This is a genomic window from Streptomyces aurantiaciflavus (assembly GCF_049808595.1).
Taxonomy (GTDB): domain Bacteria; phylum Actinomycetota; class Actinomycetes; order Streptomycetales; family Streptomycetaceae; genus Streptomyces.
On record NZ_JBNCAQ010000020.1, the window covers coordinates 44,245 to 58,906 of the forward strand.

Genomic DNA, 14,662 nt, shown 5'->3' on the forward strand with positions numbered 1-14,662 from the left:
GAGACCTCGCGGAAATACGGGCGGCGGGTGGAAGCCCTGCCGGAAAAACGCACGACACAGGGCTCGCGTGGCGCAAACCGCAACCTTGACATCAGTTGTCACTTGGCCACCTACTGATTCCTGCGCGATCAGCGGGACCGCAGGGGACAACGTTGTCCGGGGCGGGGAGGGTGCTCACGCATGCAGCGGTTCGGATGGGTTCGGGCGGTCGTTCTCACGGCCGCCCTCGTCATGGCGGCCGGCACACCGGGATCGGCTGTCGCGCTGCCGCCCCGAGTCCCGGTCCCCGAGCGGGAGTTCGCGTCGTCCTTCGAGACCGGCCAGCGGGCCCCCGACTGGCAGAGCACCGTCGAGACGGCACCGGACGGCGGCAAGCGTGCCTCGGGCGTGGACGGCGGCTACGGCGGCGGGCTCCCCGGTGATGTCACCGACCGTGTGACGGACGTCCGGGCGAGCTCCGAGAACGCGGCCGGCGGCGAGGTGAAGGAGAACCTCGTCGACGGCGAGGCCGGTACCAAGTGGCTGACCTTCGCGGCGACCGGCTGGGTCGAGTTCGACCTCCCCGAACCGGCGGCCGTCACCACCTACGCGCTCACCTCGGCCAACGACTTCGCCGAACGCGACCCGGCGGACTGGACCCTCGCCGGCTCGGCGGACGGCACCACCTGGACGACCCTCGACACCCGCACCGGTGAGTCCTTCACCGAGCGGTTCCAGACGAAGACGTACCCCCTCGCGGCCCCGGCCGCGTACCGGCACCTCCGGCTGGAGGTCACCGAGAACCACGGCGCCGGGATCCTCCAGCTCGCCGACGTGCGCTTCGGCACGGGAGGCGGCGGTGGTCCCGTGCCGCCGGACATGCTGACCGTCGTCGACCGCGGCCCGAGCGGCTCCCCCACCGCCAAGGCTCGGGCCGGCTTCACCGGCCTGCGGGCGCTGCGCTACGCCGGGCGCCACACCGCGTCCGGGCGCGGGTACTCGTACAACAAGGTCTTCGACGTGAACGTGCGGGTCGGTTCGCGGACGCGACTCGCGTACCGGATCTTCCCGGCGATGGCGGAGGGGGACCGGGACTACGCGGCGACGAACGTGTCGGTGGACCTGGCCTTCACGGACGGCACGTATCTGAGCGGGCTCGGGGCGACCGACCAGTACGGGTTCCCGCTGTCACCGCGGGGGCAGGGCGCGGCGAAGGTGCTCTACGTCAACCAGTGGAACGACGTGGTGGCGGGGATCGGGTCGGTGGCGGCGGGGAAGACGGTCGACCGGATCCTGGTGGCGTACGACTCCCCCGGCGGGCCCGCGCGGTTCCGGGGCTGGGTGGACGACATCACGCTGCGGGCGGCCGCGCCCGAGGCGCCCGAGGCCCATCTCTCGGACTACGCGGTGACCACCCGCGGCACGAACTCCAGCGGGAGCTTCTCGCGCGGCAACACGTTCCCGGCGACCGCCGTGCCGCACGGTTTCAACTTCTGGACGCCGGTGACCAACGCCTCCACACTCGGCTGGCTGTACGACTACGCGCGCGCGAACGACGCCGGCAACCTGCCCACGATCCAGGCGTTCGGCGCGAGCCACGAACCGAGTCCGTGGATGGGCGACCGGCAGACGTTCCAGGTGATGCCGTCCGCCGCGGCGGGCGTCCCCGACACCGGGCGGGCGGCGCGGGCGCTGCCGTTCCGCCACGCGAACGAGACCGCGCGCCCGTACTACTACGGAGTGCGTTTCGAAAACGGCCTCACCGCCGAGATGGCGCCGACCGACCACGCGGCCGCGCTGCGCTTCACCTACCCGGGACCGGACGCGAGCCTCGTCTTCGACAACGTCACCGACCAGGCCGGGCTGACGCTCAACCGGGAGAAAGGCGTCGTCACCGGCTACTCCGACGTGAAGTCCGGGCTGTCGGCCGGCGCGACCCGGCTCTTCGTGTACGGCGAGTTCGACGCGCCGGTGACGGACGGGGCGTCGGACGGGGTCAAGGGCTGGCTGCGCTTCGACGCGGGCGCCGACCGGACGGTCACCCTGCGCCTGGCGACCTCCCTCATCGGCGTCGACCAGGCCCGCGACAACCTCCGTCAGGAGATCCCGGCGGGCACGGGGTTCGAGACGGTGAAGTCGCGGGCCCAGCGGCAGTGGGACGAGCTGCTCGGCAAGGTGGAGGTCGAGGGCGCGACACCGGACCAGCTCACCACGCTGTACTCCAGCCTGTACCGGCTGTACCTCTACCCCAACTCCGGCTTCGAAAAGGTGGGTTCGGCGTACAAGTACGCGTCTCCCTTCTCGCCGATGCCGGGACCGGGCACTCCGACGCACACCGGCGCGAAGATCGTCGACGGCAAGGTGTACGTCAACAACGGCTTCTGGGACACCTACCGGACGACCTGGCCGGCGTACTCTCTGCTGACGCCCACTCAGGCGGGCGTGCTCGCCGACGGGTTCGTGCAGCAGTACAAGGACGGCGGCTGGACCTCGCGCTGGTCGTCGCCGGGGTACGCCGACCTGATGACCGGCACCTCCTCGGACGTCGCCTTCGCGGACGCGTACGTCAAGGGCGTCGGCCTCGACGCGAAGGCGGCGTACGAGGCGGCGGTGAAGAACGCGACGGTCGTGCCGCCGACGTCGGGCGTGGGCCGCAAGGGCATGGCGACCTCCCCCTTCCTGGGCTACACGAGCACCTCCACCCACGAGGGCCTGTCCTGGGCGCTGGAGGGCTACCTCAACGACTTCGGCATCGCCCGGATGGGCCAGGCCCTGTACGGGAGGACGGGCGAGCGGCGCTACCAGGAGGAGGCGGACTACTTCCTCAACCGGGCGCGGGGTTACGTCCACCTCTTCGACGCGAAGGCGGGCTTCTTCCAGGGCCGGGACGACAAGGGCGACTGGCGGGTCCCGTCCGCCGCCTACGACCCGCGCGTGTGGGGCCACGACTACACCGAGACCAACGGCTGGGGTTACGCCTTCTCCACCCCGCAGGACAGCCGGGGCCTGGCCAACCTGTACGGCGGCCGCGACGGCCTGGCGAAGAAGCTCGACGCCTACTTCGCGACCCCGGAGACCGCCTCCCCCGAGTTCGTGGGCTCCTACGGCGGGGTCATCCACGAGATGACGGAGGCGCGGGACGTTCGGATGGGCATGTACGGGCACTCCAACCAGGTGGCCCACCACGCGATCTACCTGTACGACGCGGCCGGGCAGCCCTGGAAGGCGCAGGCCAGGGCCCGCGAGGTGCTCTCCCGCCTCTACACCGGCAGCGCGATCGGTCAGGGCTACCACGGCGACGAGGACAACGGCGAGCAGTCGGCCTGGTACCTGTTCTCCGCGCTCGGCTTCTATCCGCTGGTGATGGGCAGCGGCGAGTACGCCGTCGGCTCCCCGCTGTTCACCAAGGCGACCGTCCACCTGGAGCACGGCGCGGACCTGGTGATCAGGGCGCCGAAGAACAGCACGCGGAACGTGTACGTACAGGGATTGAGGGTCGACGGCCGTCCCTGGACGTCGACTTCGCTCCCGCACTCGCTGCTCGCGAAGGGCGCGGTCCTGGACTTCGACATGGGGCCGAAGCCGTCGGCGTGGGGCAGCGGGAAGGACGCGGGGCCCGTGTCGATCACCCGGGACGACAAGGTGCCGAGCCCTCGGAAGGACGTTCTGAGGGGCGAGGGCGCGTTGTTCGACGACACCTCGGCGACCGGGGCGACCGTGTCGGGCCCGGTCGGCCTGCCGGTCACCTCGGCCACGAAGGCGGTGCAGTACACCCTGACCTCCGCCGAGCACACGCGGGCACCGGCGAGTTGGGTCCTGCAGGGCTCGTCCGACGGCCGGACCTGGACCGACCTCGACCGGCGCTCGGGCGAGGCCTTCCGGTGGGACCGGCAGACCCGGGCGTTCACGGTGGCGCGCCCGGGGACGTACGGGCAGTACCGCCTGGTGTTCGACGGCGAAGCGGGTGGATCCGGCGAAGTCGCCCTCACGGAGGCCGAGTTGTTGTCATGATCGTGTAACCGAGAGCGATCTCCCGGTGACTCGCCCTGCACACGTGTTCCACAATGATCGGGCGCCCGGGGACATCGGGCGGTCAGGCAGCAAGAGGGGGAGAACAAGCATGGGCGTCACCAGAAGGTTCACGGGTCTGCTCGCGGGTGCGGCACTGGGTGCGGGAGCCCTGTTCGCCACGGCGGCACCGGCGCAGGCGTACAGCCCGAACCCGACGTTCAGCTCGTACTACTACGACACCGACAACTGCCCGTGCAGCGGCGGCAACCTCACCGACCCGTTCGACAACACCTACTTCGCGAACGACCCGGGCGGCTACGCCGTCAAGATGGAGCTCGTCAGCTCCGGTGCGTTCGTGGGCAAGGTGGAGTTCCACCCGAACGACGAGAAGCTGTGGGTGTACGACACCGCCAACGACGGCGACACCTACTACGTCAAGGTGGGGTACGCGTCCGGGGGGACGTACCACGACCTGGGCACCTTCAGCGCGCCCGGCACCTCCGCGGTCCTCGACCACTCGGTCCAGGACTTCGACCTCCCCGAGGGCGCGACCGTGGACATCTCCGTCTACGACGACGCGGGCCTCACCGACCTCATCGGCGCCGCGCGCGGAACCGGCGCGGCCATCGCCTAGCCATCGGAGGGCTCATGCCACTTCCCGTGCCCACCCTGCCCGAGGGAGTCGATCCCGCCTGGCTGCCGCCGGAAGCGTTCCGGCCGCTGGGCGAGCGGCGGACGTCGATCCGCGGCTCGGGGCCGCTCGTGGAGACGGTGCACGGTGAGGTGGCGGCGGCCTGCCGGCAGTTCGGCGGAGAGGTCGTACGAGGCGACAACACAGGCGCCTCGTACGACCTCGTGCTGTGTCAGGGCGGGGACGACGACCTCGGGGACGAGGGGTACACCTACGAGCGGGCCGGGGCGACCACCACGGTCACGGCGTCCGGTCGGCGCGGGCTGCTGTACGGCCTGTTCCATGTCGTGCGGCTCGGTGCGGACGCCTTCCGGGGGACGTGTCCGCGCGAGGTGCACCGGCCGGCCGTCGCCCTGCGGATGCTGGACCACTGGGACAACGTGGCCGTGCATCCGGTCATGGGGCAGGTGGAGCGCGGGTACGCGGGCGGTTCGCTGTTCTGGCGGGACGGGCGGGCGCGCGGGGAGTGGGAGCGCGTACGGGCGTACGGGCGGCTGCTCGCGGCCTGCGGGATCAACGCCGTCTGCGTCAACAACGTCAACGTGCACGAGACCGAGGCGCGTCTGCTGACCGACCGGATCGGCGAGGTCGCCGGGATCGCGGAGGTGTTGCGGCCGTACGGGATCCGGACGCATCTGTCGGTCACCTTCGCGGCGCCGGTCGTCCTCGGCGGGCTGCCCACGGCGGATCCGCTGGACGAGGCGGTGCGGGCCTGGTGGGCCGAGGCGGCCGCGCGGGTGTACGCGGCGATCCCCGACTTCGGCGGGTTCGTGGTGAAGGCCGACTCGGAGGGGCAGCCGGGGCCCTTCAGCTACGGCCGCTCGCACGCGGACGGCGCGAACATGCTCGCCGCCGCGCTCGCCCCGCACGGCGGCACGGTCCACTGGCGGGCGTTCGTCTACGACCACCGCCAGGACTGGCGGGACCGCACGACGGACCGGGCGCGGGCCGCGTACGACCATTTCGCGCCGCTGGACGGGGAGTTCGCGGACAACGCGGTGCTCCAGGTGAAGCACGGGCCGATGGACTTCCAGGTGCGGGAGCCGGTGTCACCCGTGCTCGGGGCGATGCCGCGGACCCGGCTCGCGGTGGAGGTGCAGGCGACGCAGGAGTACACCGGGCAGCAGCGGCACGTGTGCTGGCTCGGGCCGATGTGGAGCGAGGTGCTGCGGTTCCGTCCGGAGGGCGAAGGGGGTCCGGCTGTCGGCGAGTCGGCGCGGGGCGGGCTCGTCGCCGTGTCCAACGTGGGCGACGACCCGTTCTGGACCGGGCATCCGCTGGCCCAGGCGAACCTGTACACCTTCGGGCGGCTCGCCTGGCAGCCGGACGCCGACCCGCACCGGGTCCTCGACGAGTGGATCGCCCTCGGTTTCCCGTCCGCCCCGGAACGGCTCGCCACCGGCCTGCGCACACTGCTGCACGGCTCCTGGGGGACGTACGAGAAGTACACGGCGCCGCTCGGCGTGGGCTTCATGGTGCAGCCGGGGCACCACTACGGGCCGAGCGTGGACGGGTACGAGTACAGCCCCTGGGGGACCTACCACTTCGCGGACCGGGACGGCGTCGGCGTCGACCGGAGCGCGGCCACCGGTACCGGTTACACGGCGCAGTACGCCAAGCCGTGGTCCGACGTGTACGAGTCGCCGGCCACCTGCCCCGACGAGCTGCTGCTGTTCTTCCACCATGTGCCGTACGGGCATGTGCTGCACAGTGGGAAGACCGTGATCCAGCACATCTACGACACGCACTTCGAGGGTGTGGCGGAGGCGGAGCAGGCCCGGCGGGTGTGGGCCTCGCTCGGGGATCTGGTCGACCCGGCGCGTCACGCGCGGGCGGCGGAGCGGTACGAGGAGCAGGTGCGCTGCGCCCGCGAGTGGCGCGACCAGGTCAACAGTTACTTCCTGCGGAAGTCCGGGGTGCCGGACGAGCGGGGCCGGACCGTCTACTGAAGGCGCAGCACCGCCGTGCCGAGCGGGTCGAGGGTCAGGGGCTCACCCTGCTCGATCCGCTTGCCGGTGAGCAGGTCGACGGCGGTGGTGTGGGCGGTGAGACGGCAGGCCGCGCCGGTGTGGTTCAGGAGGAAGAGCAGGCGGCTGCCGTCGGTGGTGATCCGGGTCGCGGTCTCGACGCCCCGGTGGTCCGCGTACGGGCCGACGAGCCCGTGCCGGGCGAGGACACGCCGTACGACCAGGTCGACGCCGGGCTGGTCGAGGGCCGTGGCCACGTACCAGGCCTCCCCCGCGCCGAAGGGGTGCCGGGTGACGGCCGGGGTGCCCGCGTAGAAGTCCGCGCCGTACGTGCCGACCGGGTCGGCTCCGCGCGGCTGCACGATCTCGAAGACCAGTCGGGCCTCGACCCGTGTCCCGTCCAGCACCACGGGCTGGACGAAGTCCGCTGGGCGGGCGTCCCACTCGTCGACGCGGATGCCCATGAGGGGGGCGAGGGGGCCGGGGACGTCGCTGAGGAAGGCGCGGTCGTGCTCGTCGGAGCGGGCGGTGAGGAAGGTCGCGAGGACGGTGCCGCCGCGCCGGGCCACCGCTTCCAGGCGTCCGGCCAGGTCGCCCTTGACCAGGTGCAGGACGGGGGCGAGGACGACGTCGTACGGGGTGAGGTCGGCGGTGACGGCGACGACGTCCACGTCGGCGCCGGCCTCTCGGGCGGCCCGGTAGTAGGCGTGCACGACGTCCGGGTAGCGGACCAGGCGGGAGGGGCCGTCGGAGATCTCCAGGGCCCACCAGCTGTCCCAGTCGAAGAGCAGGGCGGTGCGCGCGGGGGTACGGGCGCCCAGGGTTGTCCCGCCGAGAAGGCTCAACTCCTCGCCCAGCGCGGCGACTTCGTGGAAGACGCGGGTGTCGTCGCGGCCGGCGTGCCCGATGACCGCTCCGTGGTACTTCTCGCAGGCGCCGCGCGAGGCACGCATCTGGAAGTAGAGGGCGGCGTCGGCGCCGTGGGCGATGGCCTGCCAGGTGGCCAGGCGCAGTTCGCCGGGGCGGCGCAGCGGGTTGACGTCGCGGCAGGCGGTGGTGGACGGGGTCTGTTCCATCAGCCAGAAGGGGGCGCCGTCCTTCAGGCCGCGCATCAGGTCGTGGGCGAGGGCGGGGCGCGTGGGCGGGGCGTCGAGGGGCGGGTAGTTGTCCCAGGAGGCGAAGTCGAGGTGGGGCGCCCAGCGGTGGTAGTCGAGGGGGCGGTAGGCGCCCATGAGGTTGGTGGTGACGGGCGTGTCCGGGTCGTGGACGCGGATGGCCTCCTTCTCGGCGGTGAAGCAGCCGAGCAGGGCGTCCGTCATGAACCGCTGGTAGTCGAGGGTGATGCCCTGGAAGGCGGTGTGGTCGGGGCCCCGCCAGTGCTCGGTGAGCGCGCTCGGGGGTTCGATCTGGTCCCAGTCGGTGTAGCGGTGCGACCAGAAGGTGGTCCACCACGCGTCGTTGAGGGCGTCGAGGGTGCCGTGCCGTTCGCGCAGCCAGCCGCGGAAGGCCTCGGCGCACAGGTCGCAGTAACAGGCGCCGCCGTACTCGTTGTTGATGTGCCAGGCGAGCAGCGCGGGGTGGTGTGCGTGGCGTTCGGCGAGGCGGGCGGCCATCTGTGTGGCCAGACGTCGGTAGGCGGGTGAGCTGGGGCAGAAGTTGTGGCGCTGGCCGTAGCGGTGCCGGCGGCCCTCGAAGTCGGTGCGGTTGACCTCGGGGTACTTCTTCGCCAGCCACGGCGGGAGGGCGGCGGTGCCGGTGGCGAGGCAAACCTGGCGGCCCTCGGCCGCGGCTCGGTCCAGGACGCGGTCCAGGACGGTGAAGTCGTACACGTCTTCGGCGGGTTGGGTGAGCGACCAGGTGAAGACGCCGACGGTGAGGGTGTCGACGCCGGCCTGTCCGAACAGGCGGTGGTCCTCGTCCCACACCTCCTGCGGCCACTGCTCGGGGTTGTGGTCACCCCCGTAGGGGATCTTGTCGGTGCGGGGGAGACGGCCGTCGTGTCCGGTCATGCGGTGAAGTCCTCCTGGGTCTCGGCGATCACCGGGCGGCCGGCGTGCAGCAGGGAGAGCAGCAGCGGTGCGGCGAGCAGTGCGGGCAGGGCCTCGGTCAGCAGGGCGGTCATGGCGCCGGCCAGGACGAGCAGGGAGGCGGCGGCGAGGGTGGCACGGCCGTGCCGGAGCAGGAAGTACGTGGCGAGGCGGGCGGTGTCGCGGGCGCGGAAGGCGAAGAGCGAGGTGAGGAGCAGGGCGTGGGCGCCCCAGAGGAGGCAGGCCACGCCGATCGCGCCGAGCAGCACCGCCCACCAGGCGGGGAGCCCGGTGGCGGAGAAGTGGGTGAGGGTGAAGGCGATCACGGTCAGCCAGGCCAGCAGGGGCGTCCACAGCTTCAGCGCGGGGAGGGCGTTGAGGCGCAGACCGCGCCGGTAGGCGCGGGCCGGGTGGAGGTCGGTGAGGTCGCGGCTGCGGTGGTGCAGGGCGTAGACGGCGGCGGAGGCGGCCGGGCCGAGCGGTAGCAGGCAGACGGCGGCGAGAGGCAGGTTGGCGGGGTCGGGGCCGAGCAGGAGCAGGCCGGCGAGGCCGGGCGCGGCGGTGGCCAGGAGCAGGGCCTCGACGGTGAGGACGGTGTGCAGGAGGGCGGCGGCACGGGAGAGGCTTCCGGTGCCGAAGTCCGCGGTGCGTACGGTGCTCATGAGGCCTCCCTGCCGCTGCCCGTGCGTACGGTGCTCACGGCGCCTCCCTGCCGAGCAGTCGGCGTTCGTCCCACCAGGGCGGGGTCTCGTCGGTGAGCGGGGTGAGCTCGACGAGGGTGATCTCGTGGCGGGCCAGGGTGAGGCGCAGATCGGCGCGGCCGTCGGCCAGGGGCAGCCGGCGGTGGGCGCGGGCGGGCTCGGCGGCCTCGTGCAGGACGTCCAGCTGACCGGGGCGCGGGGAGCGTGGGCTGCCCATGCGCCGCCAGACGGTGTACGCGTTGCCGTGCTCCTCGTCGACGGTGGACCGCCGCAGGAAGGCCTCGCCCCGGGCCGCCACCGGAATCGACAGGTGCACGTCGTGCCGGTCCGGGCCGGGCGTCCCGCCGGTCGGGTCGACGGGCGCCCAGGCCAGGACGGTCACCCGGCCGTCCGGGTGGCGGGTGACGAGGTGGTCGTCGCCGCGCGCGAGCAGCTCGGGGCCCATCCGGGCCATGAAGGCGTACAGGTGGTACGTCGGCTTGCGCACCTGCCGGTGGGTGAGCAGGCCGAAGCCGCCGTGGAAGAGGGCGGTGGGGACGCCGGTCTCCTCGAACATGTCGCTGAAGGTCCAGTAGGAGAAGGAGTCGGCGAGGTCCCCTCCGGCGGCGAGCACCGGGGCCAGGTAGGCGGCGTGGAAGGCCGTGTCGTGGACGGGGTTGTCGGGCCGGTAGGAGGAGTTGAACTCCGTGATGTGCACGGGGAGTCCGGCGTACCGCGTGTCCTTGAGCCGTCGTCGTGGGGTGGCGAACTGCTCCAGCAGGCCGCTCGCCGGGCCGAGCGTCTGGTGGACCCCGAAGGGCACGTGCTGAGCCGGTCCGGAGGTGTAGGCGTGCCGGGAGACGAAGTCGAGGGGGACGTCGCGGCCCTCGGTGAACTCGGCGAACCGGACCAGCCAGTCGTCGGCGCCGGGCGAGACGGCCGGGCCGCCGACCTGGAGGTCCGCGTCCACCTCCTTCACGGCGTGCGCGGTCACCTCGTACAGCTCGTGATACGCCTTCTCGTCCGCGCGCTCCCAGAAGTCGGCGAGGTTGGGCTCGTTCCACACCTCGATCGGCCAGGTGCGGACCTCGTCGAGGCCGTAGCGGTCGACGAGATGGCGCAGCGTGGCCCGAACCAGGTCGGCCCAGTCCTTGTGCGAGCGGGGCGGGGTGACGTTGCCGCGCCACCAGAACACCGTCTGCTCTCCGGAGGCCAGCTCGGCGGGCATGAAGCCCAGTTCGAGGAAGGGGCGGATGCCGAGGGCGAGGTAGGAGTCGACGACCTGGTCGACGTAGGTGAAGGAGTGGTGGACACGGCGGGCGCCCTCGTGGTCGTACGGGCGGTACACGCCCATGCCGTCGCTGAGCAGGCCATGGCCGCGGATGTGCCGGAAGCCGATCTCGCGCTGCACGAGCGACAGGGAGTCCAGGTAGTCGCGGCGCAGGGCGAGTTCGATCCGGCCGGTGCCGACGCAGGTCCGCCAGGCGTCGGAGAGCCGGCCGGCCGGCTCCGCGGGGACCCGGATCACCCGTGCTCCTTCTTGAAGCGCTGGTACGCCTTGTTGTGCAGGTCGATGAACCGGTCCATGTTCTTCGCCTTCAACTCGGCCACGTAGTCGTCCCATTCGCCCAGCGGACGCTTGCCGAGGACGAACTGCAGGGTGTTCTGGAAGACGTGGTCCCGCAGCGGGGTCTCCCACAGGGTCGCCTGCTCCTGCTCCACCGACTGCAGGGGGTGGGCGGGGTCGACGGGGAGCTGCTCGCGCTGGGCCATCGCGTCCTGGAACTTCTTCTCGTCCGGGCTGAAGGAGGAGGAGACCAGGGCCCAGCTGCCGCCGTAGGAGAAGACGCCGTTGTAGAAGCCGAAGTCCTTCTGGAGGTCCTTCGGGGCGTCCGGGTCGGACCCCATGAGGGTGATGCCGTCCTTGACCTCGTACCGGCCGCCGGACTCGGTGTACGTGACGTCCCGCACGCCCCATTTGGCGAACCGCTGGCCCTCGTCCGAGTACCACAGCCAGTCCACGAACTGCATCAGGGCGACGAAGCTGTCGCTCTTGAGGGCCTTGCTGGAGATCATCAGCCCGTTCTCCAGGCGGGCGCCGCCCAGCACCACCGGTCCGGCCGGTCCGAGCGGGACCGGCACCATCTCGATCGAGGAGCCCTTCACCTGGCGCTCGAGGTTGTAGCGGTAGTTCTGCACCAGCTCCTGCGGGTTGGCGCTGATCGCGAAGGACTTCTCCGCCAGCAGCTTCTTCACCGCGTCGTCGTCGGTCTGGGTGAAGCTCTCGGGGTCCATGAGCTTCTCGGCGACCAGCTTGTGCAGGAACTCGATGACCTGGCGGTAGGCGTCGGTGGCCCCGGTGAAGACGTACTCGCCCTTCTGCTGGTTCCAGGTGGTGTTCAGGTACGACCAGCCGGCCCGGACGCCGTACGCCTGGCCGAGGTACCCCAGCAGCGCGCCGGCGGAGTTGGGCGGGTTGTTCCAGCGGTCGGAGAACGGGTAGCGGTCGGGGTACTCCGCCTTGATCGCCTTGAAGACGGTGTACACCTCGTCCCAGGTGGTCGGCAGGCTCAGGCCGAGGCGGCCGAGGACGTCCGTGCGCAGCGCCAGCGAGTAACCCTGCTTGACCTTCTCGTGCAGGCCGGGCAGCAGGTAGTACTTGCCGTCCGACTGGCGCAGGGAGTCGATCTCGGGCTGGAGGCCCCACTTCTTGACCTTGTCCTGGAAGTTCGGCATGAGGTGGACGTAGTCGCTGACCGCGAGGACGGAGCCGGAGGAGACGAACGGGGTCTCCTGACCGGGGTAGGTCTTGGGGATCAGCAGCGGGGCGTCGCCCGCGCCGATGAGCAGGCTGCGCTTCTTGTCGTAGTCGCTGGACGGGACCGTGGTGGTCTTGAGGGTGACGCCGGTGCGCCTGGTCAGCTCCTTCCAGAACAACCAGTCGCCCTTCAGTGGGTAGTTGGGCATGTTGTTGTGCAGGAGGGAGAAGGACAGGGCCTTGCTCGCCTTGAACTGCTGGCCGACGCGGTACTCCTTCATCGCGCCGTTCTGCTTCTTCGACAGGTCCTTGCTGTCGCCGCCGTCGTCGCCGCTGCCACAGCCGGTGAGGGTGGCGAGGCCGACGAAGCCGGCGGCGGCGAGTATCTGACGCCGCGACAGGTTTCCTTGGTTGCGCACGGACACTCCTTTGTTCCGTAAGCCGTTGGATCCTCGGGCAGCGCTCAGCCCTTCACCGCGCCGAGCATCACGCCGGACACGAAGTAGCGCTGGACGAACGGGTACACGCACAGGATCGGCAGCGAGGTGAGCACGATCGTGACCGCCTGGATGTTCGCGGCGACCTGGCTGCCCTGCTCGGTGGTGGCGCCCGCGTTGGTGGCGCCGGTGGCGCCCGCGATGAGGTTGCGCAGGTAGACGGTGACCGGCATCAGATCGGCCCGGTCCATGTAGAGGAACGCCTGGAACCAGGAGTTCCAGAAGGACACCGAGTAGAAGAGCACCATCGTGGCGATGACCGCCTTGGACAGCGGCAGCACGATCCGCAGCAGGATGCCGTACGTGCTCAGTCCGTCGATCTCGGCGGCCTCCTCCAGCTCGGTCGGCAGGCTCTCGAAGAAGGCCTTCATCACCAGCAGGTTGAAGACGCTGATCGCGTTCGGCAGGGCGATCGCCCAGACGGAGTTCTTCAGTCCGAGGCTGGTGATCAGCACGTAGTTGGGGATGAGGCCGCCGGAGAAGAACATGGTGAACACGGCGATCCCGACGAGGGCGTTGCGCCCCTTGAGGTGCTTCTTCGACAGGACGTACGCGTAGCAGGTCGTCAGGACCATGGCCACCGCGGTCGATACGACGGTGTAGAGCACGGTGTTGCCGTAGCCGCGCCAGAACGTGTCGTCGGTGAACACGATCCGGTAGGTCGTGAGGTTGAACCCCTTGGGCCACAGCGTCACTTCACCGGCGCGGACCTGCCGTTCCCCGCTGAAGGAGCGGGCGACGATGTTGACGAAGGGGTAGAGGGTCAGGACGACCACGCCGGTGAGGATCACGCCGTTGATCCCCTGGAAGACGCGATAACCACGGGTCGGCTGGTTGACGGAGGTCCGCGGGCGCGTGTTCAGGATGCTCACCACAGGCTCGTCCCCACCGTGCGGCGCGACAGCTGATTCGCGGAGGTGATCAGCACCAGCCCGACGATCGCCTCGAACAGGCCGATCGCGGCGGCGTAGCTGAAGCTGTTGGACTCGACGCCGGTGCGGTACAGGTACGTGGAGACCACGTCGGCGGTCGGATAGGTCAGCGGGTTGTACAGCAGCAGGATCTTCTCGAAGCCGACCGCCAGGAACGTGCCGATGTTGAGGATCAGCAGCGTGATCATGGTCGGGCGGATACCGGGCAGGGTGACGTGCCAGATCTGCTTCCAGCGGTTGGCGCCGTCGATGCGCGCGGCCTCGTAGAGGTCCTCGTCGATCGTGGTGAGCGCGGCCAGGTAGAGGATCGTGCCCCAGCCGGCGGTCTGCCAGATCTCCGAGCCGACATAGATCGTGCGGAACCACTCGGGTTCCTGGATGAACCGGACCGGGTCATGGCCGAACCAGCCCAGCGCATGGTTGACCGGCCCGTCCGTGGCGAGCATCTGCATGGTGATGCCCGCGACGATCACGATCGACAGGAAGTGCGGCAGGTACGACACCGACTGCACGAACCGCTTCAGCGCGGTGCGGCGCACCTCGTTGAGCAGCAGCGCCAGCACGATCGGGACCGGGAAACAGAAGACGAGCGTCAGCGCGCCGAGCCACAGGGTGTTACGGAAGACCTGCCAGAAAGTCGGGTCGGACAGGAACATCTCCACATACCGCAGCCCGACCCACTGCTCGCCGAGGATCGATCCGCCCGGCTCGAAGCGGCGGAAGGCGATCACGTTGCCGATCATCGGCAGATAGCGGAAGACCAGGAAGAACAGCAGCGGCAGCACGGCCAGCGAGTACAGCTGCCAGTCGCGGCGCAGCGCCCTGCGCCAGCCGCGGCGCGCGGGCGGGCGCACCGGGCCGTGCCGGGTCTTCGGCGGCGGTTCCTGGGTGCCGGGTGGTGGGGCCGACGTGGTGGAGGTGCTCATGCTCGGGCCTCCCGGGGCGTCCTGTGAAAACGCTCGATCTCAAGGCGCCCAGCCTGGCGCACCTCGAAACTTTCGTGCCCTTACCGGTAACTCTGCGGAAACGTAAGGGCACACGGAAAGCGCTGTCAATGGGTGCTGCACGGTGGACTGATGGGACGAGACACGGCGTTGGATTCCTCGACGGGCGGGGTAGA

General features: G+C 70.6%; 9 protein-coding genes. 3 read left to right on the forward strand and 6 right to left on the reverse strand.

Translation table 11 applies throughout. The annotated features are described in order from the left end of the window. Positions 1-180: 180 nt before the first annotated feature. From ACPT94_RS23805 to ACPT94_RS23815, 3 genes are all read left to right on the forward strand, one after another. Positions 181-3,990 carry a GH92 family glycosyl hydrolase gene (locus ACPT94_RS23805; protein ID WP_425246774.1) on the forward strand — a complete coding sequence of 1,270 codons (3,810 nt, stop codon included), beginning with the start codon at positions 181-183 and terminating at the stop codon, positions 3,988-3,990. Positions 3,991-4,099: 109 nt separating this feature from the next. Next, on the forward strand, positions 4,100-4,624 hold the full coding sequence (locus tag ACPT94_RS23810) for a hypothetical protein (protein WP_360337885.1): 525 nt from the start codon (positions 4,100-4,102) through the stop codon (positions 4,622-4,624). Positions 4,625-4,638: 14 nt separating this feature from the next. Beyond that, on the forward strand, positions 4,639-6,630 hold the full coding sequence (locus ACPT94_RS23815) for an alpha-glucuronidase (RefSeq protein WP_425246775.1): 1,992 nt from the start codon (positions 4,639-4,641) through the stop codon (positions 6,628-6,630). Here ACPT94_RS23815 and ACPT94_RS23820 read toward each other — a convergent pair. From ACPT94_RS23820 to ACPT94_RS23845, 6 genes are read right to left on the reverse strand one after another with little or no spacing between them, the layout of a single operon-like run. Beyond that, the gene (locus ACPT94_RS23820) at positions 6,624-8,657 is read right to left on the reverse strand and encodes a beta-galactosidase (protein WP_425246776.1); all 2,034 of its coding nucleotides are present in this window, start codon (positions 8,655-8,657) and stop codon (positions 6,624-6,626) included. The two genes, ACPT94_RS23815 and ACPT94_RS23820, sit on opposite strands and share 7 nt — an antisense overlap. Beyond that, a complete protein-coding gene (locus tag ACPT94_RS23825) occupies positions 8,654-9,337 on the reverse strand; it encodes a hypothetical protein (RefSeq protein ID WP_425246777.1) in 684 nt (227 codons plus the stop codon). The genes ACPT94_RS23820 and ACPT94_RS23825 overlap by 4 nt, the downstream gene beginning before the upstream one ends. Before the next feature lie 34 nt (positions 9,338-9,371). Then, positions 9,372-10,883 (reverse strand): GH39 family glycosyl hydrolase, encoded by a 1,512-nt coding sequence (locus tag ACPT94_RS23830; protein WP_425246778.1) that lies wholly within the window; start codon positions 10,881-10,883, stop codon positions 9,372-9,374. After that, a complete protein-coding gene (locus tag ACPT94_RS23835; RefSeq protein ID WP_360337900.1) occupies positions 10,880-12,532 on the reverse strand; it encodes an ABC transporter substrate-binding protein in 1,653 nt (550 codons plus the stop codon). Before ACPT94_RS23835 ends, ACPT94_RS23830 begins: the two co-directional genes overlap by 4 nt. A 44-nt stretch (positions 12,533-12,576) precedes the next feature. Further along, entirely contained in the window at positions 12,577-13,485 is a 909-nt protein-coding gene (locus ACPT94_RS23840; protein ID WP_360337903.1) for a carbohydrate ABC transporter permease, read from the reverse strand. After that, complete coding sequence (locus ACPT94_RS23845) at positions 13,479-14,468, reverse strand: ABC transporter permease (RefSeq protein WP_360337906.1); 990 nt, start codon at positions 14,466-14,468, stop codon at positions 13,479-13,481. Before ACPT94_RS23845 ends, ACPT94_RS23840 begins: the two co-directional genes overlap by 7 nt. Positions 14,469-14,662: the final 194 nt, after the last annotated feature.

Excerpts from the sequence above, each read along its gene's own strand:
- ACPT94_RS23805 (WP_425246774.1), top strand. The coding sequence starts at position 181 with ATGCAGCGGTTCGGATGGGTTCGGGCGGTCGTTCTCACGGCCGCCCTC.
- ACPT94_RS23810 (WP_360337885.1), top strand. The coding sequence starts at position 4,100 with ATGGGCGTCACCAGAAGGTTCACGGGTCTGCTCGCGGGTGCGGCACTG.
- ACPT94_RS23815 (WP_425246775.1), top strand. The coding sequence starts at position 4,639 with ATGCCACTTCCCGTGCCCACCCTGCCCGAGGGAGTCGATCCCGCCTGG.
- ACPT94_RS23820 (WP_425246776.1), bottom strand. The coding sequence starts at position 8,657 with ATGACCGGACACGACGGCCGTCTCCCCCGCACCGACAAGATCCCCTAC.
- ACPT94_RS23825 (WP_425246777.1), bottom strand. The coding sequence starts at position 9,337 with ATGAGCACCGTACGCACCGCGGACTTCGGCACCGGAAGCCTCTCCCGT.
- ACPT94_RS23845 (WP_360337906.1), bottom strand. The coding sequence starts at position 14,468 with ATGAGCACCTCCACCACGTCGGCCCCACCACCCGGCACCCAGGAACCG.